At 60.0% G+C, this 26,568-nt stretch carries 25 protein-coding genes; 12 read left to right on the top strand and 13 right to left on the bottom strand.

Annotated features, from left to right (window positions below; genetic code table 11):
* Window positions 1-148: 148 nt before the first annotated feature.
* On the bottom strand, window positions 149-592 hold the full coding sequence (locus tag PCPL58_RS05170) for a hypothetical protein (RefSeq protein WP_002551910.1): 444 nt from the start codon (window positions 590-592) through the stop codon (window positions 149-151).
* Window positions 593-781: 189 nt separating this feature from the next.
* On the opposite strand from PCPL58_RS05170, the gene PCPL58_RS05165 reads away from it, so the two are divergent.
* From PCPL58_RS05165 to estP, 4 genes are all read left to right on the top strand, one after another.
* A complete protein-coding gene (locus PCPL58_RS05165; RefSeq protein WP_003372744.1) occupies window positions 782-1,393 on the top strand; it encodes a LexA family protein in 612 nt (203 codons plus the stop codon).
* A gap of 152 nt (window positions 1,394-1,545) precedes the next feature.
* Complete coding sequence (locus PCPL58_RS05160) at window positions 1,546-1,794, top strand: DUF1654 domain-containing protein (RefSeq protein ID WP_002551908.1); 249 nt, start codon at window positions 1,546-1,548, stop codon at window positions 1,792-1,794.
* A gap of 121 nt (window positions 1,795-1,915) precedes the next feature.
* Window positions 1,916-2,158 carry a pyocin activator PrtN family protein gene (locus PCPL58_RS05155; RefSeq protein WP_003316268.1) on the top strand — a complete coding sequence of 81 codons (243 nt, stop codon included), beginning with the start codon at window positions 1,916-1,918 and terminating at the stop codon, window positions 2,156-2,158.
* 105 nt (window positions 2,159-2,263) lie between these two features.
* Window positions 2,264-4,186, top strand: a complete 1,923-nt coding sequence (estP, locus tag PCPL58_RS05150; protein ID WP_065351002.1) for an esterase EstP — start codon at window positions 2,264-2,266, stop codon at window positions 4,184-4,186.
* 212 nt (window positions 4,187-4,398) lie between these two features.
* Here the strand turns inward: estP and trpE are convergent, their stop codons facing one another.
* From trpE to PCPL58_RS05105, 9 genes are all read right to left on the bottom strand, one after another.
* Window positions 4,399-5,880, bottom strand: a complete 1,482-nt coding sequence (trpE, locus tag PCPL58_RS05145) for an anthranilate synthase component I (RefSeq protein WP_003433217.1) — start codon at window positions 5,878-5,880, stop codon at window positions 4,399-4,401.
* Between the two features lie 70 nt (window positions 5,881-5,950).
* Window positions 5,951-6,769 carry a phosphoglycolate phosphatase gene (locus PCPL58_RS05140; RefSeq protein WP_065348951.1) on the bottom strand — a complete coding sequence of 273 codons (819 nt, stop codon included), beginning with the start codon at window positions 6,767-6,769 and terminating at the stop codon, window positions 5,951-5,953.
* On the bottom strand, window positions 6,766-7,440 hold the full coding sequence (gene rpe, locus PCPL58_RS05135) for a ribulose-phosphate 3-epimerase (RefSeq protein WP_003304938.1): 675 nt from the start codon (window positions 7,438-7,440) through the stop codon (window positions 6,766-6,768). The genes PCPL58_RS05140 and rpe overlap by 4 nt, the downstream gene beginning before the upstream one ends.
* A 126-nt stretch (window positions 7,441-7,566) precedes the next feature.
* Window positions 7,567-8,388, bottom strand: a complete 822-nt coding sequence (locus tag PCPL58_RS05130) for an ABC transporter permease (protein ID WP_003394916.1) — start codon at window positions 8,386-8,388, stop codon at window positions 7,567-7,569.
* An 11-nt stretch (window positions 8,389-8,399) separates the two neighbouring features.
* Window positions 8,400-9,647: an ABC transporter permease gene (locus tag PCPL58_RS05125; RefSeq protein ID WP_003372759.1), complete on the bottom strand. Its 1,248-nt coding sequence runs from the start codon at window positions 9,645-9,647 to the stop codon at window positions 8,400-8,402.
* Window positions 9,648-9,724: 77 nt separating this feature from the next.
* Window positions 9,725-10,759: a polyamine ABC transporter substrate-binding protein gene (locus PCPL58_RS05120; protein WP_065348950.1), complete on the bottom strand. Its 1,035-nt coding sequence runs from the start codon at window positions 10,757-10,759 to the stop codon at window positions 9,725-9,727.
* A gap of 82 nt (window positions 10,760-10,841) precedes the next feature.
* A complete protein-coding gene (locus PCPL58_RS05115) occupies window positions 10,842-11,966 on the bottom strand; it encodes an ABC transporter ATP-binding protein (protein WP_003372763.1) in 1,125 nt (374 codons plus the stop codon).
* A 456-nt stretch (window positions 11,967-12,422) separates the two neighbouring features.
* On the bottom strand, window positions 12,423-13,052 hold the full coding sequence (locus tag PCPL58_RS05110; protein ID WP_003341145.1) for a response regulator: 630 nt from the start codon (window positions 13,050-13,052) through the stop codon (window positions 12,423-12,425).
* Window positions 13,049-15,097: a sensor histidine kinase gene (locus PCPL58_RS05105; RefSeq protein WP_065348949.1), complete on the bottom strand. Its 2,049-nt coding sequence runs from the start codon at window positions 15,095-15,097 to the stop codon at window positions 13,049-13,051. Before PCPL58_RS05105 ends, PCPL58_RS05110 begins: the two co-directional genes overlap by 4 nt.
* 78 nt (window positions 15,098-15,175) lie before the next feature.
* Here PCPL58_RS05105 and PCPL58_RS05100 point away from each other — a divergent pair, with 78 nt between their 5' ends.
* Window positions 15,176-16,174 (top strand): alpha/beta hydrolase family protein, encoded by a 999-nt coding sequence (locus PCPL58_RS05100; protein WP_065348948.1) that lies wholly within the window; start codon window positions 15,176-15,178, stop codon window positions 16,172-16,174.
* Between the two features lie 8 nt (window positions 16,175-16,182).
* Here PCPL58_RS05100 and PCPL58_RS05095 read toward each other — a convergent pair whose 3' ends face one another.
* From PCPL58_RS05095 to PCPL58_RS05085, 3 genes are all read right to left on the bottom strand, one after another.
* On the bottom strand, window positions 16,183-16,950 hold the full coding sequence (locus PCPL58_RS05095) for a TerB family tellurite resistance protein (protein ID WP_065348947.1): 768 nt from the start codon (window positions 16,948-16,950) through the stop codon (window positions 16,183-16,185).
* On the bottom strand, window positions 16,951-17,622 hold the full coding sequence (gene murU / locus PCPL58_RS05090; protein WP_003433236.1) for an N-acetylmuramate alpha-1-phosphate uridylyltransferase MurU: 672 nt from the start codon (window positions 17,620-17,622) through the stop codon (window positions 16,951-16,953).
* Window positions 17,623-17,721: 99 nt separating this feature from the next.
* The gene (locus PCPL58_RS05085) at window positions 17,722-18,744 is read right to left on the bottom strand and encodes an aminoglycoside phosphotransferase family protein (protein ID WP_044309473.1); all 1,023 of its coding nucleotides are present in this window, start codon (window positions 18,742-18,744) and stop codon (window positions 17,722-17,724) included.
* A 129-nt stretch (window positions 18,745-18,873) separates the two neighbouring features.
* Here PCPL58_RS05085 and PCPL58_RS05080 point away from each other — a divergent pair, with 129 nt between their 5' ends.
* From PCPL58_RS05080 to glpE, 7 genes are all read left to right on the top strand, one after another.
* The gene (locus tag PCPL58_RS05080) at window positions 18,874-21,654 is read left to right on the top strand and encodes an LPS-assembly protein LptD (protein ID WP_003433243.1); all 2,781 of its coding nucleotides are present in this window, start codon (window positions 18,874-18,876) and stop codon (window positions 21,652-21,654) included.
* On the top strand, window positions 21,635-22,957 hold the full coding sequence (locus PCPL58_RS05075; protein WP_003433245.1) for a peptidylprolyl isomerase: 1,323 nt from the start codon (window positions 21,635-21,637) through the stop codon (window positions 22,955-22,957). Before PCPL58_RS05080 ends, PCPL58_RS05075 begins: the two co-directional genes overlap by 20 nt.
* On the top strand, window positions 22,954-23,943 hold the full coding sequence (pdxA, locus tag PCPL58_RS05070; RefSeq protein WP_065348946.1) for a 4-hydroxythreonine-4-phosphate dehydrogenase PdxA: 990 nt from the start codon (window positions 22,954-22,956) through the stop codon (window positions 23,941-23,943). The genes PCPL58_RS05075 and pdxA overlap by 4 nt, the downstream gene beginning before the upstream one ends.
* Window positions 23,940-24,746, top strand: a complete 807-nt coding sequence (gene rsmA / locus PCPL58_RS05065; protein WP_003433248.1) for a 16S rRNA (adenine(1518)-N(6)/adenine(1519)-N(6))-dimethyltransferase RsmA — start codon at window positions 23,940-23,942, stop codon at window positions 24,744-24,746. The genes pdxA and rsmA overlap by 4 nt, the downstream gene beginning before the upstream one ends.
* A gap of 115 nt (window positions 24,747-24,861) precedes the next feature.
* A complete protein-coding gene (gene apaG / locus PCPL58_RS05060; protein WP_003316251.1) occupies window positions 24,862-25,242 on the top strand; it encodes a Co2+/Mg2+ efflux protein ApaG in 381 nt (126 codons plus the stop codon).
* Window positions 25,242-26,117 (top strand): symmetrical bis(5'-nucleosyl)-tetraphosphatase, encoded by an 876-nt coding sequence (locus PCPL58_RS05055; RefSeq protein ID WP_065348945.1) that lies wholly within the window; start codon window positions 25,242-25,244, stop codon window positions 26,115-26,117. Before apaG ends, PCPL58_RS05055 begins: the two co-directional genes overlap by 1 nt.
* Before the next feature lie 23 nt (window positions 26,118-26,140).
* A complete protein-coding gene (gene glpE, locus PCPL58_RS05050) occupies window positions 26,141-26,461 on the top strand; it encodes a thiosulfate sulfurtransferase GlpE (RefSeq protein ID WP_003372784.1) in 321 nt (106 codons plus the stop codon).
* The last annotated feature ends 107 nt before the right edge of the window (window positions 26,462-26,568 follow it).

The following is a 26,568-nucleotide window of genomic DNA, read 5'->3' as shown; positions in this document are numbered from 1 at the left end:
ATCGCATATCGTGGGACCTTTTTACCCCCCTCCGGAAAGCCTGGGAAGGGGCAGTTTCGGGGTGGGTCGAGTTTGACCGGAGTTCAACACGAGTTCGGCCACAGCTGTGCAATCGACCCGGATAAACGGCGTGAAACCGTGTCTTCATTTACCCTTGCGCAGCCTTGTCGGCGACGGCGTTGTTGCTTCTGGAAGCGCTGCGCTCAGCGAGAATCGCCAGCACTTGCTGGTGAAGCTTGTTGATCCAGTTGCGATAGGTGCGGTCTGCGCCTTCATTGATGCCCACCAGACGCATCTGCTCGCGCACCGGCAACGACTCGACATAACGCAATGTCGCCAGTTGCGCCAGTTCAGGCCCGCGGCTCTTTGCAGGGCTGCGCGAAAGCTGCGCCACAGCCGCCTCGACTTCGCTGCTTATATAGTCCAGGCCGCTGCCATTACCCACCAGTGCGCGCGAGCCGGGTGTGCGACGCGGAATGTACGCGCCCCACTCCATGATCCCGGCCATCGGGCTGCTCAGTCCGCCGCCCAGGCCAATGCGCATGCGCTGTTCCCCCCAATGCTGCATCACGGCTTCTATTTTCTCGATCATCGTGTCTCTCCTGTAGGACCTTTCTGAAACGCTGCGCAGCGTCTTTCACTGCGCAGAACCAAGGCCTTACAATACATTTTGTATTTTTATGACACAACGAAGCATTACATTATGTATATTGCTCAACACCCTACAGCCTGTATGATTCGACGCATGAACAGAAAATGGTATGAAGTCGCAAGACAGGTCATGGAAACCCAGCAGATCAGCCAGGAAGAGATGGCTGAGCGGATGGGCGTGACGCCCGGCGCGGTAGGGCATTGGCTGAATGGCAAGCGTGAGCCGAAGATCGAGGTTATCAATCGGTTCCTGACCGAACTCGGCCTGCCGATTCTCACCACCTCCATTCCGGCCAGCGAGCCCGGCATGCACAACGTGGAGCCCACGGTGCAGCCCTCGCGTTTCTATCGCTATCCGGTCATCAGCTGGGTAGAGGCCGGTGGCTGGAGTGAAGCCGTCGAGCCCTACCCTGCCGGCTATTCGGACACCTTCGAGATCAGCGACTATAAAGCCAAGGGCAGAGCCTTCTGGCTGGTGGTCCGTGGCGATTCGATGACCGCACCCGCAGGCCAGAGCATTCCTGAAGGCATGTTGATTCTGGTCGACACCGGAATCGAGCCCACTGCCGGCAAGCTGGTCATCGCCAAACTGCCGGAAAGTAACGAGGCCACGTTCAAAAAACTGGTCGAAGACGCCGGACGCTACTTTCTCAAGCCGCTGAACCCCGCCTACCCGACCCTTGCGGTGACCGAGGAGTGCAAACTGATCGGTGTCATCAGGCAGATGACAATGCGTCTCTGACCCGGCATGCCACGTCCAAGCCCCGATAACCGGGGCTTTTTCATGCGCCACTGTTTCGTCCCGGGCAGGTGTCCGTGTAGGAAACATTTGTAGCTTGCGTGAGAAACACCCCTCAATTACTGTATGCACATACAGTAAAAAGGAGTTCACTCATGCTCAAGCAGTTCCCCGACACCTCGCAACATGACGCTTACCTGGCCTTGGCACAGCGCATTCAGGACGCTATCACCAGTGACAAGGCGCAGATCGAGCATCAGGTCCTGCTGATCAGGGAGCCTGGCGAATCGGTGGCTCACTGGGAGCGCATCATGGATCAGATCAGCGAGGCCGAAGGTATCAGCGTCACCCGCAACCCTGAAAACGGCACTGCTCGCGTGTCCTGGTACATCGATTCCCTGTGAGACGAACAATACAAATCGTATTTAAAATACAAACTGTATTGTCACGATGCGCTACATATCGTATTGTTTGTCTGCACCCCATCTCGGGAGTACTCACATGCAAACCACAGGGAGTCATGGAATGAACGAAATACTGGATCAACTTCGCAAAGAATTCGCCACGCCGTGCCCTTCACTGAGCGCCGTCCGAGAACGTTATTTTTCGCACCTGTCGAACGACAGGAATCTGCTGCGCAAGATCAACGCAGGACGCATCGACTTGAAGGTCAGCCGCACAGGCGGCAGTCGTCAGGGTCACCCCTTCGTGTACCTGCATGACCTGGCCAACTACCTGAGCGCCATCGTGACCAACAGGGCAGCCTGAGGTCAAAAAAGCACCGCCGCAGCGCGATAATGTTCATCGAACTTTGCAGCCATGAAAAATCTTGCTACGTTTCCAGTACAAAACAAAAACAATCGGGATCCGTTCATGACCAAGACATCGAGGCGCTGGCCCTTCGCGGCCTGCCTGTTATCGCTTGCCTGCGGCAGCGCTGCTGCCGCGCCCTATTCGACCATGGTGGTGTTCGGTGACAGTCTCGCCGATGCCGGGCAGTTTCCGGACACCGCCGGGCCCAGAGGCTCCACGCTCAGGTTCACCAATCGTGTCGGCCCCACCTATCAGGACGGCAGCGGTGAAGTGTTCAACCTGAACTCGTCGACGCTGATCGGCAGGATGCTCGGTGTGCCGTCAGGAGATCTGGCGGCGTCGACGTCACCGGTCAATGCTGCGCTGGGAGTGCCCGATGGCAATAACTGGGCGGTCGGCGGCTATCGGACCGATCAGATTCTCGACTCGATCAACTCGCAATCCACCGTCGTCGACCCGAACACCGGCACGCTGCTGCGCAGCCGGACAGGTTATCTGCCCGCCAACGGTTTTCGCGCTGACCCCAACGCTCTTTACTACCTGACCGGAGGCGGCAACGATTTTCTGCAAGGTCGCGTGTTGAGTGCCAGCAGCGCCGCGCAAGCCGCCAATCAGCTGGCGGACAGCGCGCAAGCCCTGCAACAGGCCGGTGCGCGCTACATCATGGTCTGGTTGCTGCCGGACATCGGTAAAACGCCAGCCTTGAGCGGTTCGCCACTGGCTTCGGCCACCTCGGCACTCAGCGCGGGCTTCAATCAGCAACTGGTCAGCCGACTGGCGCAGATCAATGCGCAGATCATTCCGCTGAACGTTCCATTGCTGATCAATGAGATCCTCGCTGAACCGGCACGCTTCGGGTTCGATCCCAACGAGAATCTGGTCAGCACCTGTTTCAGCGGCAATAGCTGCCGGGAGAGCACCACCAACGGCAGGTCCAGTGCGACGCCGAATCCGGACCGGCTGTTCTTCAACGATCGCGTGCACCCGACCGAGGCCGGACAGAGGTTGCTGGCCGACTACGCCTACTCGCTGCTTTCCGCCCCTTGGGAAGTCTCCCTGCTGCCGGAAATGGCCAATGGCACGCTGCGTATGCATCAGGACGAAATTCGCGCCCAGTGGCTCAGCGACTGGGGCAACTGGCAAGGTGTCGGGCAGTGGCAGAGCATGCTTTCGGCAGGCGGTCAGAAAATGGACTTCGACGCGCAGGACAGCTCGGCTGATGCTGACGGAAGAGGCTATAACCTGACCATAGGCGGCAGCTACCGGTTTGCCGAAAACTGGCGCACAGGGGTTGTCGCCGGCGCGTATCGCCAGAATCTTGAGGCCGGCCCAAGAGACTCGGACTACAAACTCAACAGCTACATCGCCACTGCGTTCCTGCAGTATCAGGCCAACCACTGGTGGGGTGATCTGGCAGTGTCGGGCGGCAAACTGGACTACGAAAATGCCGAGCGCAAGTTCGCGCTGGGCGTCAGCGAAGGTCAAGAAAAAGGCGATACCGACGGTGAAATGTGGGCTGCCAGCGGGCGAGTGGGCTTCGACATCGCGGGCCCGACCAGTCGCTGGCATCTGTCGCCTTTCGTCAGCGCCGATTACGCGCACATCGATGTCGACGGCTACTCGGAAAAAGGCGACCGCTCGACCGCGCTGACCTTCAGTGACCAGACGCGCAAATCGCGGCGTGCAGGCGTGGGTGTGCAGGGCAAATTCCAGGTGACACCGAGCACACAGGTATGGGGAGAAGTTGCCCATGAGCGGGAGTTCGAGACCGATCAGCAGGACGTAACCATGGCGCTCAACAGTGTCCAGTCAGTGGGTTTCACGCTGGAAGGCTACACGCCGCAACGCGACCTGAACCGGGCAACCCTGGGCGTCAGCCAGAAGCTGACTCAGGACCTGACACTGCGCGGCAATTACAACTGGCGCAAGAACGATGACGTGACCCAGCAAGAGGTGAATGTCGCGTTGAGTCTGAGTTTTTAGACTGCCGCAGGAGGGAGCGTGAGGGACGATGATCTGACTATCGTGCCCATGCTCCGCGTGGGCATGCCGTTCTGGACGCTCCGCGTCCTATCCTGAGAACTGCGGCGCGGTGCGGATCGGTGACGCGGAGCGTCACCCACGGCATTCCCACGCTGGATCGTGAGGAACGATAGCTCTCTAACTACCGTTCATTACCAGAGCAGCAAGCCTGCTCAACCCTCGGCAGTCTGCGAGGCCAGGGCCACGGCGCGGAACATGGCGCGGCGTTTGTTCAGGGTTTCTTCCCATTCCAGCACTGGCACGGAGTCGGCGACAATGCCGCCACCGGCCTGTACATGCAGCTCACCGTTCTTGATTACCGCAGTCCGAATCGCAATCGCCGTGTCCATGTTGCCGTTCCAGGCCAGATAACCGACTGCCCCGCCATAGACGCCGCGCTTGACCGGCTCCAGCTCATCGATGATTTCCATGGCGCGGATCTTCGGTGCTCCGGACAGGGTGCCGGCCGGCAGAATCGCGCGCAGAGCGTCCATCGCGCTCAGCCCGCTTTTCAACTGGCCTGTAACGTTGGACACGATGTGCATCACGTTGGAATAACGCTCGATGACCATTTTCTCGGTCAGTTTGACCGTGCCAATCTCGGACACCCGACCGGTATCGTTGCGGCCAAGATCGATGAGCATCAGGTGTTCGGCGATTTCCTTGTGATCGGAAAGCAGGTCTTCTTCCAGCGCGCGATCCGCCTCTTCGGTGGCGCCACGAGGGCGAGTACCGGCAATCGGACGCACGGTGATCAGGTTGTCCTCGACCCGCACCAGCACTTCCGGCGAACTACCGACGACATGGAAGTCGCCGAAGTTGAAGAAATACATGTAAGGCGTCGGGTTGAAGCAGCGCAGCGCCCGATACAGATCGATGGGCGCGGCGCTGAAATCGATGGACATGCGCTGTGACGGGACAACCTGCATCACGTCGCCAGCGAGGATGTACTGCTTGATCGTGTCGACCGCCGCCTCGTAATCGTCCTGAGTAAAGCTGGAGCGAAACACCGGGTCGGCAGCCGGAGGCCGGTCCAGATCAAGACCGCGGCGCGGCGTGATAGGCTGACGCAGCTTGTGCATCAGTTCATCGAGCTGCGCCACACCACTTGCGTAGGCGTCCTGCTGCGCCGGATCGATCAGCACGATGGCGTGCATCTTGCCCGCCAGGTTGTCGAACACCACGACCGCGTCAGACACCATCAACAGGATATCCGGCACGCCCAGCGGGTCAGGATTCGGGCAGTTGGCCAGACGCTTCTCGACATAGCGCACACAGTCGTAGCCAAAGTAGCCCACCAGCCCGCCGTTGAAGCGTGGCAGCCCGGCAATCGTCGGCACGTTATAGCGCGCCTTGAAGGTCTCGACGAAGTCCAGGGGGTCTTCGACATCCAGGCTTTCGATCTCGACGCCATCATGGGTCACGCTGACGTGATGACCATGCACGCGCATCACGGTGCGGCATGGCAGGCCGATGATCGAATAACGCCCCCACTTCTCGCCGCCCTGAACCGACTCCAGCAGGTAGGAGTTGGGCTGGTCGGCAAGCTTGAGGTAGATCGACAGCGGTGTGTCGAAGTCGGCCAAGGTTTCGCGGGCAAGCGGGATGCGGTTGTAGCCTTCAGCGGCCAAACGCAGGAATTCTTCACGGTTCATGAGCAACCTCGTGGTTTGAGGACAAAACGGTCAGGTAGGCAAACGTGCCGGCAGGCCGGCCAGAATCAGGTCAGGCGCGCCAACGCCAGCGGGCCAGGGCCTTGATGACTTTCATCCAGAGTTTGCGAGTGACCACCACGATTGATTCTCTTGAGGAGGGACGTTTGATGTCGGGCAACAGTATCTCAGCGTCCATGTCCAGGCAACCGGGAATCAGCCTGCGCAGATCATCGATGACCATCGCCGGGTTTTCCTCGGCAATCGGCCGCCCATGGTTGTAGCCATAGCTCAGCGCGACGCAGGCCACACCGGCAGCCTTGGCCGCCTGAACATCACTGCGCGAGTCGCCGACGAACAGTGATTGCGAGGCCGGTACGCCGGCCATTTTCATCACGAAAAACAGTGCAGCAGGATCGGGCTTTTTCTGCGGCATGGTGTCACCGCCGATGATCCAGCGAAAGAAACGCCCCAGTTTCATCTCGTCCAGCAGCGGCGCGACGAAGCGCTCCGGCTTGTTGCTGATGAGGGCCATTTCGACACCCATTTTCTGCAGCCACTTGAGGGTTTCGCGCACGCCGGGATAGACCACGGTGAACTCATGCTTCTGCGCATAAGCGCGCATGAAGATCTCCAGGCCCTGCTCGGCCAGCGCGTCATCGACCCCGCTGTGGTCGAGGTTGTTGGCCAGCGCGCGGCGTACCAGCACCGGCGCACCGTTGCCCACCCAGGACCGCACCGATTCCAGCCCGGCGATCGGACGCCCCAGCTCGGCGAGCATGGTGTCCACCGCCACGGCCAGATCGGGCACCGAGTCCACCAGGGTGCCGTCCAGGTCGAACATGATCAGCTTGGGAAGTTTGCCTGCAAACAGCTGCTCGAAGCCGCTCATGCGCGGGATGACGCCAGTTCTGTGCGCATCTTTTCGATCACTTCACGGTAGTCCGGTGCATTGAAAATGGCTGAACCGGCGACGAAGGTATCAGCACCTGCCGCTGCAATTTCGCGGATATTGTTGACGTTCACGCCGCCGTCGATTTCCAGGCGGATGTCGCGTCCGGAAGCATCGATCAAGGCGCGTGCTTCACGCAGCTTGTTGAGCGTGCCGGGAATGAACTTCTGCCCGCCAAAACCGGGGTTGACGCTCATGAGCAGGATCATGTCGACCTTGTCCATGACGTATTCGAGCAGGTTCAACGGCGTTGCCGGGTTGAACACCAGGCCCGCCTTGCAGCCACCCTCGCGGATCAGCTGCAGCGAACGATCAATATGCTGGGTCGCTTCCGGGTGAAAGGTAATGTAGGTGGCACCGGCCTCGATGAAGTCGCCGATGATGCGATCCACCGGGCTGACCATCAGGTGCACGTCAATCGGTGCGGTGACGCCATATTTGCGCAACGCGCTGCACACCATCGGACCAATGGTCAGGTTCGGGACATAGTGATTGTCCATGACATCGAAGTGGACAAAGTCGGCGCCGCTGGACAGCACGTTGTCGACTTCCTCACCCAGACGGGCAAAGTCAGCGGAAAGAATCGATGGGGCAATAACGAAGGGCTGCATGACGCACCTGTTTGAGCAGAATCACGGTGCGCGGATTGTACGCCAAGCTTCGCCCGGAGCGGTAAGCCTCAAGCTGCACGCCAATGGATTCGCCCTGGCTGGCTGCTTGAGACTTGTCGCGCTCGGTTACTGAGCCGTTCTGAGTTTTTCGCTGCGCCCGCGCAACCACTCGAGCACCAGCAGCAAGACCACCGAAAAACCGATCAGCAAGGTCGCAGCGGCGGCGATGGTCGGGCTGAGGTTTTCGCGTATGCCGCTGAACATCTGCCGAGGCAGGGTCGCCTGTTCCGGTCCGGCGAGGAACAACGTGACCACCACTTCGTCGAACGAGGTCGCGAAGGCGAACAGCGCGCCGGAAATCACCCCTGGCGCAATCAGTGGCAGGGTCACGCGCCGGAAGGCGGTCAGTGGCGAGGCACCAAGGCTGGCAGCCGCACGCACCAGATTGTGATTGAAACCCTGCAAGGTCGCCGACACGGTGATGATCACGAATGGCACACCCAGCACCGCATGGACCAGAATCAGCGAGGTGTAGCTGTTGCCCAGGCCCAGCGGCGCGAAGAACAGGTAACTGGCGACGCCGACAATCACCACCGGCACCACCATCGGCGAAATCACCAAGGCCATGACCAGCGCCTTGCCAGGGAAGTTGCCGCGGGTCAGGCCGATCGCTGCCAGCGTGCCGAAGCCCATCGCCAGCAGGGTCGCGGCCGGGGCGACGATCATGCTGTTCTTCAGCGCGCGCATCCACTCGGCGGAGTTGAAGAAGTCCTGATACCACTGCAACGAGAAGCCTTGCAGCGGGTAGACCAGAAAGCTGCCGGAGTTGAATGACAGCGGCACGATGACCAATACCGGAAGCACGAGAAACAGCAGCACCAGGGTGCAGATGATGCGCAAGGCGTAATACCAGAGGCGCTCGATCGGCGATGTGTAAGGGTTCAGCATGGTGACACTCCTCAGCTCAGACGCAGGCGGCTGGCGCCGACCAGCCAGCTATAAATCAGGTACAGCACGATGGTCGCCAACAGCAGCAGCCCGCCGAGCGCGGTGGCCATGCCCCAGTTGATGCTGGTGTTGGTGTAGAAGGCGACGAAGTAGCTGACCATCTGATCGTTCGGGCTGCCCAGCAAAGCCGGGGTGATGTAGTAGCCAATCGACAGAATGAACACCAGCAGGCAGCCGGCGCCGATCCCGGCGTAAGTCTGCGGGAAGTACACGCGCCAGAAGCTCGCAAACGGGTGGCAGCCCAGCGAAATCGCAGCGCGCATGTAGGTCGGGGAGATGTTCTTCATCACGCTGTAGATCGGCAGGATCATGAACGGCAGCATGATGTGCACCATCGAGATGTACACGCCGACGCGGTTGAAGACCAGCTCCAGCGGCTTGTCGATGATGCCCATCGCCAGCAACGCACTGTTGATCAGACCGCTGGACTGCAACAACACGATCCAGGCAGCCACGCGCACCAGAATCGAGGTCCAGAACGGCAGCAGCACCAGAATCATCAGCAGGTTGCTCTGCCGGGCGGGCAGGCTGGCCAGCAGATAGGCCAGCGGATAAGCCAGTACCAGACAGATCGCGGTAATCACCAGGCCCATCCAGAACGTGCGGGCGAAGATGTCCAGATAGATCGCCTGGTCCGGGGTCGCCGGGGCGACTTCGCCGAGGTCATCGATACGATGGTCGACGGCCGCCAGCAGGTAATACGGCGTAACACTGCTGGTATTGCGGCGCACCGCCTGCCAGTACGCCGGGTCGCCCCAGCGCTCGTCCAGTGCTTCGAGCGCTTCTTTATAAGAGGCAGGCTCGGTCTTGAACGGCAGCGCGCGGGCGGTCTTGCTCAGCAGGCTGCGATAACCGGCCAGTTCCATGTTCAAACGCTTGGACAGATCGCCCAGCGTGGAATTCTTGCGTGTTTCGGCCAGGTCCAGGCTCATTGCCTTGTAGACCGACTCGGGCGGCAGCCCTTTTCCATCCCACTTTTGCACTTCGACCACAGTGGTCGGCAGTGCAGTCACGACTTCCGGGTTGCCAACACTCTTGTAGAGCAGCGCGGCGATGGGCACCAGAAACACCAACAACAGGAAAATCACCAACGGCGCGATCAGTGCCTGAGCCTTCCAGCGGTTGACCCGCTCGGCGCGAGCGAGACGTTGCTTCAAGTTGGGGCTGGCGCCTTCAGTCAGGGGCACGGCGATGGCCATAGCAAACTCCGGGATCTTTCAACGAGGGGGCGCTCCCCGTTTCAGGGAGCGCCCGGTTCTGACTCAACGCAAATGACTTACTTGGCAGCCCAGGCAGTGAAACGCTGCTCGAGGGATTCGCCGTTGTCGGTCCAGAACGCCACGTCCATCTGCACCTGATCCTTGATGTTCTCAGGCGTGGTCGGCATGTTCTGCAGGGTTTCCTTGTCCAGCAGCTTGACCGCCTGGGTGTTGGCCGGGCCGTAGGCAATGTTCTGCGAGTAGGTCTTCTGCTGATCGGGGCTCAGCATGTAGGCGATGAACTTCTTCGCGGCATCGGCGTTTTTCGAACCCTTAGGGATGGCCCAGGCGTCGAAGTCGTACACGCCGCCAGTCCACACGACCTTGAGGTTGCTTTCCTTCTGCACGGCGGCGATCCGGCCGTTGTAGGCCGAGCTCATCACCACATCACCGGAAGCCAGGTACTGCGGCGGCTGTGCGCCAGCTTCCCACCACTGAAGGTTTGGCTTGAGCTCATCCAGCTTTTTGAACGCGCGGTCCTGGCCATCTTTGCTGGCCAATACCTTGTAGACGTCTTTCGGCGCAACGCCGTCGGCCATCAGGGCGAATTCCAGGGTGTACTTGGCGCCTTTGCGCAGGCCGCGCTTGCCTGGGAATTTCTTGGTGTCCCAGAAATCGGCCCAGCCGCTGGGTGCAGTGCTGACCTTGTCAGCGTTGTACGCCAGCACGGTGGACCAGACGAAGAAGCCGGCACCACAGGTGGTGATGGCGCCAGGCACGAAGTCAGCGGCATTGCCCAGCTGTTTCGGGTCCAGCTCTTCGAACATGTCTTCGTCGCAACCACGCGCCAGTTCCGGCGATTCGACTTCTACCAGGTCCCAGGAAACGCTCTTGGTGTCGACCATGGTTTTGACCTTGGCCATTTCCCCGTTGTACTCACCGGCGATGATCTTGCCGTTGCCGGCCTTTTCCCAAGGCGCGTAAAACGCTTTTTCCTGAGCGGCCTTGTTGGCACCGCCAAAGGAGATGACGGTCAGGTCGGTGGCAGCCATGGCCTGCGCGGCGCACATCAGGCCCAACGTGATAGCGGTGAACTTCAAAGACTTCAACATAGGTTCTTTTCTCCACGAGCAGTGTTGGTAAGCGATTGGGATGGGCGATCAGGTCGCCTCTGTTATTGCTTTTATTGATAGATCAATGCACTTGCTGCAAGGGGTCGAGCGCGCGGACGTGCTCGACTTGCCAGCCGATCGGCACGACATCGCCCACGCTGAGCGTCGGGTCCAGTTCAGCAATCGGCTGTTTGACGAAGAAGTCGTTCTTGCCTGCCACTTCCAGGCGCACGCGAACGTGGTCGCCCAGATAGATGAACTCGGCCACACGACCGGAAAACCGGTTGGCACAGCTCTCGCTGCGACCATTGAGGTTAATGCGCTCGGGACGGATCGACAGGGTCACCGGACCGCCAGGCTGACCGACGTTGATCGCCAGTGCGTGGACTTTCTCGCCACGCTCCAGCTCGACCACACAGCGGTCGCCGTCCTGGCTGACCAGACGTCCATTGAGGCGGTTGTTCTCGCCGATGAAGTTGGCCACGAAGGTGTTCTTCGGCTCTTCGTACAGGCTGCGGGGCGGTGCGATCTGTTGAATCTCGCCCTGATGGAAGACAGCGACCCGGTCGGACATGGTCAGGGCTTCGCCCTGGTCGTGGGTCACATAGACCACGGTCACACCCAGGCGCTGGTGCAGGTGCTTGATCTCCATCTGCATGTGTTCGCGCAGCTGCTTGTCGAGAGCACCGAGCGGCTCATCCATCAGCACCAGCTGGGGTTCGAACACCAGCGCGCGTGCCAGCGCCACGCGTTGCTGCTGGCCACCGGACAACTGCGCCGGGTAGCGATGCGCAAACGTGTCCAGCTGGACCATGCCCAGTGCCTTTTTGACCTTCTCGCCGACGTCGGTCTTGCTCATGCCACGCACCGACAACGGGAACGCCAGGTTCTCGGCCACAGTCATGTGCGGAAACAAGGCGTAGTTCTGAAACACCATGCCGATGTCGCGTTTGTGCGGCGGCACGTTGTTGATGGCGCGGCCACCGAGGAGGATTTCACCAGCCGTCGGGGTCTCGAAACCGGCCAGCATCATCAGGCTGGTGGTCTTGCCCGAGCCAGACGGACCGAGCAGGGTCAGGAACTCGCCCTTGCGAATGTCCAGGTTGAGGTCTTTGACGATCAGTGCTTCGCCGTCGTAGCTCTTCTGCACACCACGAAAGCTGACCAGAACATCATTTGCTCCAGCGCTTGTATCGACGTCGCTCATTACCCACACCTTTGTTTTGTCTGCGTGGGCTCAAGCCTAGAGCAGCCTGAAGCCCCGGAAAATCGGGGGCCGGGAGAGAATCGCCTAGGCTGGCTGGAAGGCCAGGGGTAGGGATTGCCCTACAGAGATGGCGCGATTGGATATGTCGGTTCCTCCCCTTCTCGACGCGCGGCATCGCAAGAGGACGCAGAGCGTCCCGAACGGCATACCCACGCGGAGCATGGGCACGATAGCGTTCTCAAGGACGCCTATCGTTCCGCACGGTATGCCCACGCAGAGCACAAGAACAATAGCGTTCTCAAGGACGCCTATCGTTCCGCACGGTATGCCCACGCAGAGCACAAGAACAATAGCGTTCTCAAGGACGCCTATCGTTCCGCAGGCTCCGCGTGGGAATGCAGGTCTCGACGCTCTGCGTCGCAAAGGGGCGCGGGGTGTCAGGTGTCGTTTTCAGACTCAGAGCAGCTTGTGCTCCATTGCATACTTGACCAGATCGGCCAGCGAGTTGAGTTTCATTTTTTGCATCAGCCGCGCCTTGTGGGTGCTGATGGTCTTGCTGCTCAAGGCCAGTTGCTGAGCGATGTCATTGACGTTGGCGCCCTGGGCGAGGCGCTCGAATACTGAAAACTCGCGCTCCGACAGCAGCGAGTGCAGAGGCCGGCTGTCGGTGAGGCCGACTTCGAAGACCATGCGGTCGGCCAGATCCGGATCAATATAACGCCCGCCGGCTGCCACCCGGCGAATGGCCGTCAGCAGCAGCGCCGGATCGCTGTCCTTGGTGGCATAACCTGCCGCGCCGACCTTCAATGCACGCGCAGCCATCTGCGCCTCATTGTGCATCGACAGCACCAGAATGGCCGGCGGGTTGGTCAATGCGAGAATCCTCGGTATCGCCTCAAGCCCGTTGACGCCGGGCATGGAGATATCCAGCAGCACCACTTCGCAGGCCACATGACGCAGGGTTTCGAGCAACTGTTCGCCATTGCTCGCCTCGCCCACCACTTGCAGATCTCTGGCCAAGCCAATCAATTGCTTGATTCCTTCGCGCACGATGGTGTGGTCTTCGGCTACCAAAACACGAATCACTGTCTTCGCTCCTGTGCGAGGGTGTCCAGCGGGATATAGGCGCGCAAGGTTGTGCCCTCACCCACCTCACTGTCCAGCTCCAGTCGGCCACCGAGCATCAGCACCCGCTCGCGCATCCCGACCAGACCGAACGAAACCGCCCTGCCTGACTCGATGACAAACCCCTGCCCGTCATCGGCGACGCTCATGCACATCATGCCGTCCTGCAGCGTCAGACTGATCTCTACCGTGTGTGCACGGGCATGGCGCATCACATTGGTCAGGGCCTCCTGAAGGATCCGGAACATGCCTGTAGCCCGGGCATCGCTGAGCGCCGGGAGATTGTCCGGCACCTGCACCAGACAAGGGATCTGCGTGCGCGCCTCGAAACGGCGCGCCTGCCATTCAATGGCTGATGCGATGCCGGCATCGAGAATCGGCGGCCGCAAGGCCGTGGCCACATCGCGCACCAGTTGAAACAACTGAGCGATCAGACGCTTCATGCTGTCCAGTCGCTCGCTCAGGCCAGGGTCGAGGTCGGCATAGGCCAGCTCGCACATCGACGTCTCGAGCTTCAATACCGTCAGCATCTGACCCAGTTCGTCATGAACCTCGCGGGCAATATGCGCCTTCTCCTCTTCACGCACGCTTTCCAGATGCGCCGACAAGTCACGTAACTGGTCATGCGCGCGGCGTCGTTCGCTGACGTCAGTGAGGAATACCACCAAGTATTCGGCGTCACGAAAGCGCAAGAAGCTTAACGAGATATCGGTGGGCAGCAGGCTGCCATCGGCGCGCAGGCAATGGGTCTCGAAGACTTGCGGGCTGTCTTCGCTGGAGCGCGCGTTCTTCCACAGGTTGAGCCAGCGATCCATATGCAGACCGGGCTCGAAATCGATCAGCGGGCGCTCTACCACCTGCCCCGGCGCATAGCCCAGCATGGACTCCGCCGCCCGGTTGGCGTAACGCACGCGGCTGTCCCAGTTGACCCACAGGATGCCGACGGTGCTTTGATCAATGGAGAATTGCGCCAGATGCAGGGCTTCCTCGCCTTCGACACGAAGGGCGAGTTCTTCGCGTGCAGCCAGCAGTTCCTGCTCCAGCGCCTGCTGCTGGCGTCGCTGCCAGACCACGATGGCAAAACACGCCAGCAACATCACCAGCAGCAGAATGCACAGGTTCTTCCAGAGCTTGGTCGACTCGATGAAATGTGCGGGGGTCAGCGGCATCCAGCGAGAATGCAGTTGCTCCAGCTCCTTGGCAGGGATCGCCCGCAATGCTGCGCTGACGATGGCCGCCAGTTCCGGCATGTCGCGACGTGAAGCCACACGTAACAATTGGGGCAGCCCGATATCCCCCACCACCGCCAGCCCTGCGAACTCCGGCTCGCGCAGCAAACGGCTGAGTTGCGCCTCGTCCACCACGGCATGACGTGCTTGCTGACTGAGCAACAATTGCAGCGCCTGGCGCTCCAAAGGCACTCCTTGCAGATTGAGGTGCGGGAAATTGCTGCGCAGGTAGTCCGCCGTGGTGCCGGGCATGCGCACCGCAACGCGGGAAAGGCTATCGAGTTTCTCCAGGTCCACGGCAGTGCTGCCATCACGTTCGCCGATCAACAACTGCGAAACACGCAAATACGGGTCGGAAAACAACCACAGACGCAGGCCTGCCGGGGTTTGCATCAAGCCGGGCGCAACGTCGATTTCACCCTTGGCCAGCGCGTTCTCCAGCGCGCTCTGGTCAGGAAAGTTTCGCCACAGCAACTCGACCGGCAGCGTCGCCGCCAGCGCATTCATCAAATCGACATTGGCGCCGGACAACTGCTGCAAACGTTGATCGAACTGCGCGTAAGGCGCCCGCAGTACCAGCCCTACGCGCAAGGGACCATGCTGGTCGAGCCAATTACGCTGCGCCGAACTCAACTGCGCAACGGCAGGTGTTTCAGGTTCGTCAGCCTGCGTATCGACCATCTGAGCCATCAAGAGCAAAGCCAGGCAGCCGATAAAACCGGTGCGCAGAAGACGAATCATCAGTATGTCGCTCTCGTGTGTGCGTATCGCGGTCATGTGCCGCGCAGGCTCAGGCCTGACAAAAGCCGATCAACCCATTAGGCTGCCGGGATAGTTTCTGGCTTGGAATATCCGATGTCCTACACCTTTCGCGCAACGTTTCCTGCATTGTTTCTGTCATTGATACTGCCTTGCGCCTTGCCTGCCGTCGCAGCCGACCCGGCCCCTGCCAAAGACGCTGCCGCGGATGCGCCGGTCGAAAGAGCCCCGCTGCTCAGCCGCTCGCAGGAAGACGCAATAGCACTGGAACGCCAATTGCCTCGCGAAGACCAGCAGCAACTTCAGGCCGGAGACGAAAGCTTTCTCGCGCTCTGGAAACCCGCCAACACCGACGTCCCTGAAGGCGCGGTCATCATTGTGCCTGGCGACGCTGAATCACCGGACTGGCCCGACGCTGTCGGCCCGCTGCGTCGCAAGTTTCCGGATGTCGGCTGGTCGAGCCTGAGTATCACCATGCCGGATCCGCTCGACAACACGCCGGGGGCACGCGAGCCCGATGCAACTCCGGCAGATGCAAACGCCAGCAAAGCCACTGAAACGCCGAAGGAAACACCCAAGGACGCCAGCGCGACAGCGAAGGACCCGGCGGCAGAAGCCGAGGCTCTGGCGGCTGCTGAAACAGCCAAGGCTGCAGCCGACGAAGAGATTAACAAGGCCCAGGCCGAGCGCATCTTTGCGCGGATCGAAGCCGCGATCAGCTTTGCGCAGCAGAACAAGGCACGCAGTATCGTGTTGATCGGCCACAGCAGCGGCGCGTACTGGACGGCCAGGTTCCTCAACGAGCGGACATCGCCTGTGGTGCAGAAGCTGGTGATGCTGGCGGCGCGTGAACCCCTGAATGCCAAGCCTTCGCTGCTGGACATGGTGCCTCAGTTGAAAGTAAAAGCCGTCGACTTCATCTACAAAAACTCGCCTGACGAGGCTGCAAAAGCCCGCCTGCAGGCCAGTAAACGCACCAAGGGGCCGGGTTTTACCCAGATTGGTCTGATCAACATCGCCGGCAGCGGAGATACCGAACAAGAACAGCTATTTCGCCGTGTCCGTGGCTGGATAGACGCCAAAGAGGAAAAGTAAGCGCAGGTTCAGTTGAACCCGCGTCGGGCTTTCACCACCCGATAGGCATTGTGCAACTCGCTGGTCTTCTCGGTCGCCACCCGCACTTGCTGCGGATTGGCGCCCGAGCCGGCAATCTTGTCAGGGTGATGCCGGCTGAGCAGACGCCGGTAGGCACGCTTGATGCTCAGAGGATCCGTGTCCGACCTTATCCCCAGCAGCGTCATCGCACTTTTGTAGTCGTCGCCGCTGCTGATCGGTGAACGCTTCATAGGGTCGTGGTCAGCCGCCAGCGCCTCGACCTGCGGCCCTGTCCAGCCAAGCCACATGCCCCATACCCCGATCAGCTCGCGCTCGACCCGAGAAGCCTTGCCGTCCGCCCAGGCCATCCGCCAACAGGCGCGCAACATGTCTTCGGCAATGTCCGGCTGCCGTTGCAGACCACGCAGATAACTGCGCAGGCCATCGGAGCCGTCGCGGCCGCGCTTGAAAGCGTTGATGGCGCGCAACTGATCCGTCTCGTTCAGATTCAAACGGCGCATCTCGATACGTGCCTGGTGGATATGGCTGGCCAGAACCCGTCCGTCACTTTTGGCCAGACGGCCCAGTAACACGAACAGCAGGTCGTCCTGGGGAATCGTTGCACGCCCACCCAGACGCTCACGCAGATGCGCCCAGCTTTGCAGCTTCAGGCGCCGGTCCAGCGCCTGCCCCAATAGAGCACCGAGCATTGCACCTGGAATACTGGCCATTGCGTAACCGACTCCAGCGCCGATCAATGTGCCGGGCCAAAGCATTCAGCGAGTCTCCGCAAGCATCTGCTCGGCTTCAGCCAGGCGCTCGTGGGTACCGACATCGACCCAGCGCCCTCGGTAGTGCTCGCCCGTGACCAGTCCCTTATGCATCGCCTCGCGCAACAGCGGCGCGAGCTTGAACGCGCCGGGCTCAGAGTTGGCAAACAGCTGTGGATGGAGGATGGCGATGCCGCTGTACGTCAACCGCTGACCTGCCGAATCGTCGTCGCGCACCTGACCGTCAACCAGTGAGAAATCACCCGTCGGATGGTGCGCAGGGTTATCGACCAATACCAGATGCGCAAGGCCCGCAAGCGGCACGCGCAATGCGCCGAAGTCGTAATCGGTCCAGATATCCCCGTTGATCACCACGAACGGCTCAAGGCCAAGCAGCGGCAATGCACGCTGAATGCCACCGCCCGTTTCCAGCGGCATGCCTTCAGGCGAATAACGGATGCTCAGGTCGAAACGCTGACCGTCACCCAGGTAATCCTCGATCTGCTGGCCCAGCCACGCATGGTTGATGACCAGTTGGTGAAACCCTGCATCGCGCAAGGCGCTCAGGTGGTATTCGATCAACGGCACATCACCGACACGTACCAACGGTTTGGGTGTGTGCAGGGTCAACGGGCGCATTCGCTCGCCTTTACCGGCGGCGAGAATCATCGCTTTCATGCAGTCCTCTTCGACACAATCAAGATCTTTTCCAAAATGGCCATCTTTCAAGGCGGCCATGTCTAAAACGGCTCTCTCACGCTGGCCGTCTCTGTCCTTTCAGACAGCCGCGTCTACCGGTTGCAGACTGGTGAGCAACTGCCCGAGTTGCGCCAGCTCTGGGCGACGCGACAAAACCGCCTCTATATAAGCGAAAAAGCGCGGAACGTCTTCCAGGTAGCGCGGTTTCCCATCTCGGTGGCAAATGCGGGCAAAAATGCCGATCACCTTCAAATGTCGCTGTACGCCCATCAGATCACTGGCGCGCTCGAATGCGGCAAAATCTTCCTGTACCGGAATGCCGACGGCACGCGCCTGATCCCAGTAGGTGCGCAGCCAGTCACTGACACGCTCCTGCGGCCAGCTCAGGAATGCGTCCTTGAACAGGCATGTCACGTCATAGGTGACCGGGCCATAGACCGCATCCTGGAAATCCAGCACGCCCGGGTTGGGCTCGCTGATCATCAGGTTTCGCGGCATATAGTCGCGATGCACCAGTACTTTGGGCTGTGCCAGGGCGCTGTTGATCAACAGCTCGCTGACCTGCTGCCAGTCGCTCAACTGCGCCTCGTCCATCTCGATACCCAGGTGCCGCTTTACGTACCACTCGGGAAACAGCTCCAGCTCACGGCGCAGCAACGCCACGTCATAGCTGGGCAACGGCGCGTCCATAGGCAGTTGCTGGTAGGCCAGCAACGCCTGGATAGCATCAGCGAACAAGGCATCGGCATTATCGGCGTCAATGACATCCAGATAAGTCTGGCGGCCCAGATCGTTGAGCAGCAAAAAGCCTTGTGTCAGGTCTTCGGCATAAATTTTTGGAACATTAATGCCCGACTTTTCCAATAAATGAGCGATATCCACGAACGGTTTGCAGTTTTCCTGCGGTGGAGGGGCGTCCATGACAATAAAAGTTCGGCCCGCACCCTCCCAGCGAAAATAACGGCGAAAACTTGCGTCACTACTGGCCGCAGTCAATGTAGCCGGGGGCACAGCGCCCCAACCGTGCGCCGAAAACAGCGCTGGCAACTGCTCATCGAGCCAAACTTTCAGGGATTGCAGGCGTATATCTTGATCTGACATTACAAGGGTCTCCGACGGCGCTAGCCGTCAAGCGGGTCATGCTTTATTATCCGGAATCTTTTTCAGCCCATCGAGAGGCGTGCGGCCCCCCCGCGGGCAGATGGCGCGCAGGAAGCCCGGACTAATAAGATGGCATTGAAATCCCCCGCGTTTCGTAAAAAATTTCCGTTGCTCGTAACCGGCAGTCTGCTGGCGATGCAACCTCTGGCCACTCAGTTCGTGGTCGCCGCGGAACAGTATGACTGCTCAGTCTCTGCTTCGGGTGCCTGGAACTGTGCGCCGAAATCCAATGCTGCTGCAGTGGATCTGCCTCCGCGCCCCGTGCATGACACGACGTCGGTCAGTTCCAACGGCACGGTCACCTCACAAGGCACCTCTTCGGGTGAACAGTCTGCGGGTACGCAACTGGTCACTGAAGCCAAGGGCAAAGGTCTGAAGTCGCGTAGTGCTGACTACAGCCACCTCGATTGGGTTCCTCGCGAAAAGCTTACCGCAGCGCAACTGGCCGAGACCGGCCCGTATTGCTCGGGTGCCTACGTCGAGCCGATCCGTCCTGGCATGGACGACAAGACGCCGATGAAAGACGCGCCGATGTTCGTCGGAGCCAAGGCTTCGCGTTACGAACAGGAAGCGCAGGTCGCCACGCTGGCGGGTGATGTCGTGATGCGCCAGGGCAGCATGCAGGTGCAGGCCCAGGAGGCTGCACTGCATCAGGCCGAGAACCGTGGCGAGCTGAACGGCGATGTCCGTCTGCGCGACAATGGTGCACTGATCGTCGGTGACAAGGCCGAACTGCAACTCGATACCGGCGAAGCCCGTGTCGACAACGCCGAGTACGTCCTGCACAAGTCGAATATTCGCGGTAACGCCCTGTACGCCAAGCGTGCAGAGAACGCGATCATCCGGCTCAAGGACGGTACCTACACGACGTGCGAGCCGAACAGCAACGCCTGGACGCTCAAGGGCAACAACATCACGCTGAACCCGGCCACCGGCTTCGGTACAGCGACCAACGTTACCCTGCGGGTCAAGGACATACCGGTTCTGTACACGCCGTACATCTACTTCCCGATCGACGACCGTCGTCAGTCCGGTTTCCTGCCGCCGTCCATTGCAGCAGGCGGCGACAACGGCTTCACGCTGGTCACCCCGTACTACTTCAACCTGGCGCCGAACTACGACGCCACGTTGTACCCGCGTTACATGGCTGATCGTGGCTTGCTGATGGAAGGCGAGTTCCGCTACCTGACCAAAGGCAGCGAAGGTCAGTTTGGCGGCGCGTACCTGAATGACGAAAACGACGACCGCAAACTGCAGTCGGACTACGACAAGACCCGCTGGATGATCAACTGGCAGCACAAGGGCGGGCTTGATACGCGCTGGCTGACCCAGGTCGATTACACCGACATCAGCGATCCGTACTACTTCCAGGATCTGGAAACCGATCAGATCGGCGTTAAAAGGACTGACTTCCTCAACCAGCAAGGCTCCCTGACCTACCGTGGCGACAGCTTCTCGGCAGTGCTCAATGCTCAGGCCTACAAGCTGGCGACGGTTGCCAACGTTACGCCGTACAACCGCCTGCCTCAGCTGACACTGAACGGTACGTTGCCCTACAACCCCGGCGGCCTGAAGTTCGATTATCAGACTGAAGCGGTGCGCTTCGAACGTGACCTGCGCAGCGGCGCGTTCATCGATGAAGACGGCAACTCCGAGACACGTCTGGACAACAACATCGCCGGCCTGGCTCGCGCCAACGGCGATCGTCTGAACCTGGCACCGTCGGTCAGCCTGCCGATGAACTGGACCTATGGCTTCCTGACGCCGAAGCTGAAGTATGTCTACACGCAATACGATCTGGATCTCGACAGTCAGGGCAAAAACACGCTCCTGGCAGGCGAAGAGTACAGCAGCAGCCAAAGCCGCAGCGTGCCGATCTTCAGCGTAGACAGCGGCCTGTACTTCGACCGCAATACCAACTGGTTCGGCAAGGATTATCGCCAGACCCTGGAGCCGCGCCTGTTCTATCTCTATGTTCCAGAGAAAGACCAGACCGACATCCCGGTATTCGACACCAGCGAAAGCACCTTCAACTTCGCTTCGCTGTTCCGTGACAACCGCTTCACCGGTTCCGACCGCATCGGCGACGAGAACAAGCTGTCGCTGGGCGTCACCAACCGCTGGATCGAGGAAAACGGCTTCGAACGTCAACGCTTCAGCATCGGTCAGGCGCTGTATTTCGAAGACCGCAAGGTGCAGTTGCCGGGCGTGGTGTTCGCGGATCGTGATGATGCGCGCTCCAACGTTTCGCCTTATGCACTGGAATACGAATACCGCTTCAACCGCGACTGGCGCTTCAACTCCGATTTCAACTGGGATCCGGACAGCCGAAGCACCCGTTCGGGCAGCGCAATGTTCCACTACCAGCCTGAAGACAACCCGAACAAGGTCGTCAACCTTGGCTACCGCTATCGCAACGACCAGATTCGTTACGACGAAAGCACCGGCCGTTGGGTCGTGGGTGGTGGCGACTACGGCACCCCGGGTTCGCCAAACTATGTGAAGGACTACTACAAGATTCAGCAGCACGATTTCTCGGTCATCTGGCCGATCGTGCCGCAGTGGAGCCTGATCAGCCGCTGGCAGTATGACTACAACCGTGAACGCACCATCGAAGCTTTCGGCGGGTTCGAGTACGACAACTGCTGCTGGAAAATGCGTCTGGTCAATCGCTACTGGATCGACTACGACGAGTTCAGCCAGGCAGCACCTCAGAACGAGAAAGGCGACCGCGGCATATTCCTACAAATCGTGTTGAAGGGGCTCGGCGGTGTCACTGGCGCCAAGGTAGACAGCTTCCTCGACAAAGGCATTCAAGGTTATCGTGAACGTGAAGACCAAGCTTTCTGATTGTCTGCGCCCGCTGATGCTGGGCGCGTTACTCCTGAGCGGTGCAGTGCATGCTGCGGTTCAACCTCTGGACAGTGTCGTGGCTATCGTCGACAACGACGTGATCATGAAAAGCCAGATGGACCAGCGTGTACGTGAAGTTCAGCAGACCATTGCCAAGCGTGGTTCTGGTGTACCGCCTGCAGAAGCCCTGCAACCACAGGTTCTGGATCGTCTGATCCTGGAAAACCTGCAGTTGCAGATGGGCGAACGCTCTGGCATTCGCGTCTCCGACGACGAGTTGAATCAGGCCATTGGCACTATTGCCCAGCGCAACAACATGAGCGTGGATCAATTCCGCGCCGCGCTGGCGCATGACGGTCTGTCCTATAACGATGCGCGCGAACAGGTGCGCCGGGAAATGATCATCAGCCGCGTGCGTCAGCGCCGGGTGGCCGAACGTATCCAGGTGTCCCAGCAGGAAGTGAAGAACTTCCTCGCCTCCGATCTGGGCAAGGCTCAGTTGTCTGAAGAGTTTCACCTGGCCAACATTCTGATCGCTACGCCTGACAGCGCTTCTTCGGACGCCATCCAGGCTGCAGCGGCCAAGGCCAAGGGTATCTACGACCAGCTGAAGAAAGGTGCTGACTTCACCCGGCTCGCAGCCACCTCCTCGTCCAGCGAAAACGCACTGGAAGGCGGCGACATGGGCTGGCGCAAGGCTGCACAACTGCCACCGCCGTTCGGTGACATGCTCAGCTCGATGCCTGTCGGTGACGTGACACCTCCTGCACGTACGCCGGGCGGTTTCATCATTCTCAAGCTGCTGGAAAAGCGTGGCGGCCAGGGTCAGGCGCAAATGCGTGATGAAGTGCATGTGCGTCATATCCTGATCAAGCCAAGCGAAATTCGTAACGAGGCAGAGACCAAGCGTCTTGCCCAGAAGATCTACGACCGCATCCAGAACGGCGAAGATTTCGCCGAGCTGGCGAAAAGCTTTTCGGAAGATCCGGGTTCTGCGCTCAATGGCGGCGATCTGAACTGGGTTGATCCTAACTCTCTGGTTCCGGAATTCCGTCAGGTCATGAGCGAAACGCCACAAGGCGAATTGTCCAAACCGTTCCAGACCCAGTATGGCTGGCATGTTCTCGAAGTACTCGGTCGTCGCTCAACGGACGCTACCGATCAGGCTCGTGAACAGCAGGCGCTGAACGTATTGCGTAACCGCAAGTACGACGAAGAGCTGCAAACCTGGCTGCGTCAGATTCGCGACGAAGCCTACGTTGAAATCAAACTCCCTGGCGCGACCCAGGCTGCACAGTGAAACCCAAGCGTTTCGCACTGACACCCGGCGAGCCGGCCGGCATAGGTCCCGACCTTTGCCTGCTGCTCGCCACGCAGCCTCAGCCATACCCCCTGATTGCCATCACCAGCCGTGACCTGCTCCTTGAGCGGGCCGCGCAACTGGGTGTGGCGGTCAGTCTGATCTCAGTCACGCCCGACGCGCTCCCCGACCTGCCTGCACCTGCCGGCAGTCTGTATGTCTGGGATACGCCACTGGCCGCTCCGGTGGAAACCGGCGTGCTGAACAAGGCCAATGCTGCATTCGTCCTGGAAACCCTGACTCGCGCGGGCCAGGGCTGCCTGGATGGGCTGTTCAGCGGCATGATCACCGCCCCGGTGCACAAAGGCGTGATCAACGACGGCGGTATCGCGTTTTCCGGACACACCGAATTTCTCGCTGAACTGACTCACACCGAACAGGTGGTGATGATGCTGGCGACCGGCGACCTGCGCGTAGCACTGGTGACCACTCACCTGCCGTTGCGCGATGTGGCCGACGCCATCACAGCGGATCGTCTGGAGCGCGTGACACGCATCCTGCACGCCGATCTGGTCAACAAGTTCGGCATTACGCACCCACGCATTCTGGTCTGCGGCCTCAACCCTCATGCCGGCGAAAGCGGGCATCTGGGTCGTGAGGAAATCGACATCATCGAACCTGCTCTGGAGCGCCTGCGCAGCGAAGGCCTGGACTTGCGCGGCCCGCTGCCTGCAGACACTCTGTTTACCCCCAAATATCTGGAGCACTGCGACGCAGTGCTGGCGATGTACCACGATCAGGGCCTGCCCGTGCTGAAGTACAAAGGTTTCGGCGCAGCGGTCAATGTGACGCTCGGCCTGCCAATCATCCGCACCTCTGTCGATCATGGCACGGCGCTGGACCTGGCTGGCACCGCAAACATCGACACCGGCAGCCTGCACGTCGCACTGCAAACCGCCTACCAGATGGCCGAGACCCATTCATGACCGAGCAATACCAACACCGGGCGCGCAAGCGCTTCGGGCAGAACTTCCTGCACGATGCAGGCGTTATCGACAAGATCCTGCGCGCCATCCGTGCCAAACCTGAAGACCGGCTGCTGGAAATCGGGCCGGGCCAGGGTGCACTGACCGAGGGCCTGCTCGACAGCGGCGCTCAGCTGGACGTGGTCGAGCTGGACAAGGACCTGATCCCGATCCTGAACGGTCAGTTCGCCAACAAGCCGAACTTCAACCTGCATCAGGGCGACGCGCTGAAGTTCGATTTCAACACCCTCGGCGCCGAACCGCGCAGCCTGCGGGTGGTGGGCAACCTGCCGTATAACATCTCGACACCGCTGATTTTTCACCTCCTGCAGAACGCCAGCCTGATCCGCGACATGCACTTCATGCTGCAAAAGGAAGTGGTCGAGCGCATGGCTGCCGGACCCGGCGGTGGCGACTGGGGCCGCCTGTCGATCATGGTTCAGTACCATTGCCGCGTGGAACACCTGTTCAACGTCGGACCGGGCGCGTTCAACCCGCCGCCGAAAGTGGACTCGGCCATTGTGCGCCTCGTCCCTTATGAAACACTGCCGCACCCTGCCAAGGATCACCGTGTGCTGGAGCGCATCGTGCGTGAAGCGTTCAACCAGCGTCGCAAGACCCTGCGCAACACGCTCAAGCTGCTGTTGACCAGCGACGAGATTACCGCTTCCGGAGTAGACGGCAGCTTGCGTCCCGAGCAGCTCGATCTGGCTGCATTCGTTCGTCTGGCAGACACTCTCAGCGAAAAAGTTGTGACCGAGTGAACCCTGGGGACAAGTAAACGGCAGGCTCGGTCTTCATTTTCCGCTTACTTGTCCTAGACTGATCTACCTGCCGCACACGCCCTTTTTCGCAGCTATGGATTTCAAGGCCTATTGCATGCCCGATTCTCGTTACAAGGTCGACGTCAGCGTCGTCACACGCTTCCTCTCGGAGCAGTCACAACCCGAGCAGAACCGCTTCGCTTTCGCCTACACCATCACCGTGCACAACAACGGCGAGTTACCTGCCCGGCTGCTGTCGCGGCACTGGGTCATTACCGACGGTGATGGCAATGTCGAGGAAGTACGGGGCGAAGGCGTGGTTGGCCAGCAGCCACTGATCAAGGTCGGCCAAAGCCATACCTACAGCAGTGGTACGGTCATGACCACCAAAGTCGGCAATATGCAGGGCACCTACCAGATGCTTGCCGAAGACGGCAAACGCTTCGATGCCGTTATCGAGCCTTTCCGTCTGGCCGTTCCGGGCTCGCTGCACTGATGGCAGTGTACGCCGTGGGTGACCTGCAAGGCTGCCTTGAACCTCTGCAATGCCTGCTCGAGCACGTCCACTTCAACCCGGAGCAGGATCGCCTCTGGCTGGTGGGCGACCTCGTCAATCGTGGCCCGCAATCGCTGGAAACGCTTCGCTATCTGTACAGCATCCGCGAATCGCTGGTGTGCGTGCTCGGCAATCATGACCTGCACCTGCTGGCAGTGGCCCGTAAAAAAGAGCTGCTGAAGAAAGGCGACACGCTGCTTGAAATCCTTGAAGCGCCAGACCGTGACGACCTGCTTGGCTGGATACGTCGGCAGAAGCTCATGCATTACGACGCAGAACGCAATGTCGCTATGGTGCATGCCGGTATCGCGCCGCAGTGGACACTGAAAAAAGCCTTGAAGCACGCCGCCGAAGTCGAGCACGCGCTGCAGGACGATCAGTTGTACGGCGCCTTTCTCGACGGCATGTACGGCAATGAACCAGCCAAGTGGGACAACGACCTGCAAGGCGTGACGCGTCTGCGGGTCATCACCAACTACTTCACCCGCATGCGCTTCTGCACCAGCGACGGCAAGCTCGACCTGAAGAGCAAGGAAGGGGTCGGCACCGCGATACCTGGCTACGCGCCCTGGTTCAGCCATCAGAGCCGCAAGACCCGAGACGTGAAAATCATTTTCGGCCACTGGGCTGCACTGGAAGGTCGCTGCGACGAACCGGACGTCTTTGCCCTCGACAGCGGATGTGTCTGGGGCGGCTCGATGACGCTGCTCAATGTCGATACGCTTGAACGTCATCAGTGCAATTGCGATGCTATCGGCAATGCCGCCGACGGGCTTGTTACCCGCGTGCAACCCGGCGCTACTCCCCTTTCGTAACCTCAGGCTCAGGAGCCCAGGCAATGACTGAATTCAAACGAATCCCACCTGAACAGGCGCAGGCTCTGCGCGAGCAAGGCGCCGTGCTGGTCGATGTTCGGGATCCACAGGCTTTTCAGAGCAATCACATTCCCGATTCCGTGCATCTGGACAACCACTCGATCGCCGACTTCATCCGCGAGGCCGACCTGGACAAGCCGTTGGTGGTCGTCTGTTACCACGGCAACTCCAGCCAGAGCGCTGCAGCCTATCTGGTCGGCCAGGGTTTCTCCGATGTGTACAGCGTTGACGGTGGTTTCGAGCTGTGGCGCGCCACTTACCCGCAAGAAACCGTGCAAGGCTGATAGAAAATATTTTTATGACAGCTGATCCCGCGTTCTACGCGGGCTCGCGAGCCATCTGACGAACGGTCACCCCCTCTTCTCGCGCATCCCTTCTTTATCTTTCCGAA

Source organism: Pseudomonas cerasi (genome assembly GCF_900074915.1).
Taxonomy (GTDB): domain Bacteria; phylum Pseudomonadota; class Gammaproteobacteria; order Pseudomonadales; family Pseudomonadaceae; genus Aquipseudomonas; species Aquipseudomonas cerasi.
The sequence above is the reverse complement of the archived record's forward strand: the minus strand, read 5'-3'. Positions and strand labels throughout refer to the sequence as shown.

Excerpts from the sequence above, each read along its gene's own strand:
- PCPL58_RS05170 (WP_002551910.1), bottom strand. The coding sequence starts at position 592 with ATGATCGAGAAAATAGAAGCCGTGATGCAGCATTGGGGGGAACAGCGC.
- PCPL58_RS05165 (WP_003372744.1), top strand. The coding sequence starts at position 782 with ATGGAAACCCAGCAGATCAGCCAGGAAGAGATGGCTGAGCGGATGGGC.
- PCPL58_RS05160 (WP_002551908.1), top strand. The coding sequence starts at position 1,546 with ATGCTCAAGCAGTTCCCCGACACCTCGCAACATGACGCTTACCTGGCC.
- PCPL58_RS05155 (WP_003316268.1), top strand. The coding sequence starts at position 1,916 with ATGAACGAAATACTGGATCAACTTCGCAAAGAATTCGCCACGCCGTGC.
- estP (WP_065351002.1), top strand. The coding sequence starts at position 2,264 with ATGACCAAGACATCGAGGCGCTGGCCCTTCGCGGCCTGCCTGTTATCG.
- trpE (WP_003433217.1), bottom strand. The coding sequence starts at position 5,880 with ATGAACCGTGAAGAATTCCTGCGTTTGGCCGCTGAAGGCTACAACCGC.
- PCPL58_RS05140 (WP_065348951.1), bottom strand. The coding sequence starts at position 6,769 with ATGAGCGGCTTCGAGCAGCTGTTTGCAGGCAAACTTCCCAAGCTGATC.
- rpe (WP_003304938.1), bottom strand. The coding sequence starts at position 7,440 with ATGCAGCCCTTCGTTATTGCCCCATCGATTCTTTCCGCTGACTTTGCC.
- PCPL58_RS05130 (WP_003394916.1), bottom strand. The coding sequence starts at position 8,388 with ATGCTGAACCCTTACACATCGCCGATCGAGCGCCTCTGGTATTACGCC.
- PCPL58_RS05125 (WP_003372759.1), bottom strand. The coding sequence starts at position 9,647 with ATGGCCATCGCCGTGCCCCTGACTGAAGGCGCCAGCCCCAACTTGAAG.
- PCPL58_RS05120 (WP_065348950.1), bottom strand. The coding sequence starts at position 10,759 with ATGTTGAAGTCTTTGAAGTTCACCGCTATCACGTTGGGCCTGATGTGC.
- PCPL58_RS05115 (WP_003372763.1), bottom strand. The coding sequence starts at position 11,966 with ATGAGCGACGTCGATACAAGCGCTGGAGCAAATGATGTTCTGGTCAGC.
- PCPL58_RS05105 (WP_065348949.1), bottom strand. The coding sequence starts at position 15,097 with ATGACCGCGATACGCACACACGAGAGCGACATACTGATGATTCGTCTT.
- PCPL58_RS05100 (WP_065348948.1), top strand. The coding sequence starts at position 15,176 with ATGTCCTACACCTTTCGCGCAACGTTTCCTGCATTGTTTCTGTCATTG.
- PCPL58_RS05095 (WP_065348947.1), bottom strand. The coding sequence starts at position 16,950 with ATGCTTTGGCCCGGCACATTGATCGGCGCTGGAGTCGGTTACGCAATG.
- murU (WP_003433236.1), bottom strand. The coding sequence starts at position 17,622 with ATGAAAGCGATGATTCTCGCCGCCGGTAAAGGCGAGCGAATGCGCCCG.
- PCPL58_RS05085 (WP_044309473.1), bottom strand. The coding sequence starts at position 18,744 with ATGTCAGATCAAGATATACGCCTGCAATCCCTGAAAGTTTGGCTCGAT.
- PCPL58_RS05080 (WP_003433243.1), top strand. The coding sequence starts at position 18,874 with ATGGCATTGAAATCCCCCGCGTTTCGTAAAAAATTTCCGTTGCTCGTA.
- rsmA (WP_003433248.1), top strand. The coding sequence starts at position 23,940 with ATGACCGAGCAATACCAACACCGGGCGCGCAAGCGCTTCGGGCAGAAC.
- apaG (WP_003316251.1), top strand. The coding sequence starts at position 24,862 with ATGCCCGATTCTCGTTACAAGGTCGACGTCAGCGTCGTCACACGCTTC.
- PCPL58_RS05055 (WP_065348945.1), top strand. The coding sequence starts at position 25,242 with ATGGCAGTGTACGCCGTGGGTGACCTGCAAGGCTGCCTTGAACCTCTG.
- glpE (WP_003372784.1), top strand. The coding sequence starts at position 26,141 with ATGACTGAATTCAAACGAATCCCACCTGAACAGGCGCAGGCTCTGCGC.